The 622-nt window shown below is 73.6% G+C and carries 1 pseudogene; it reads right to left on the bottom strand.

Annotation, left to right across the window (positions count from 1 at the left end):
* Positions 1-622, bottom strand: a pseudogene (locus tag ACFPZL_RS14075) (hypothetical protein); the annotation flags it as partial.

Below are 622 nucleotides of genomic sequence, written 5' to 3'. Positions count from 1 at the left end.
CGCGAACTCCGGCAGGCGCCCCGCAAAGGCGTCCGGCGCGATCGAGGCGTCGGCATGCGTCACACGGGTGCGCCGCGGCGGGAACCGCTCCGCCTGCACGTAGTCGAGCTCGACGAGCCGCTGCACCTCTGCGCTGCGCGAATGCGCGGCGAAATAGAGGCCGGCGCCCGACTGCTCCGCACGCACCAGCGCTGCGTCGCGCGCATGCACGTAGGGAGCGAGGGGCTCGGCGAGCACCGGGTCGCCGTCGTCCCACATGAGGATGGCGCCGAGGTGATGCGCCGGCGCGTAGACGGCGGAGCGGTTGCCCAGGATCACCCGGGGCACCGGATCCAGCGCGCGGAGAAAACCGGCGTAGCGCTCCGCGTTCGACTGGCGGGCGTCGACGCGGATCAGATCCGAGTGGCCCAGCGCCTCGAAGGCGTCGCGCAACTGCTCGAGATCCCGGTAGTCCGGCGTCACGACGATCGCGCTGCGCCCGCGAGCGAACACGGCCAGCGCGGCGCGGGCGAGCCGGACCGCCCAGCCCCCGACCCACTCCCCTGTTGCGAGGCGCTCCGGTCCGTGCGAAGCGGTGATGCAGAGGCGCCCGCCGTCGACCAGCAGCTCCGCGAGCTCGCAC

The organism is Leucobacter soli, from assembly GCF_042659205.1.
GTDB classification, from domain to species: domain Bacteria; phylum Actinomycetota; class Actinomycetes; order Actinomycetales; family Microbacteriaceae; genus Leucobacter; species Leucobacter soli.
Note: the sequence above shows the minus strand (reverse complement) of the source record. Positions and strands in the feature narration are given on the sequence as shown.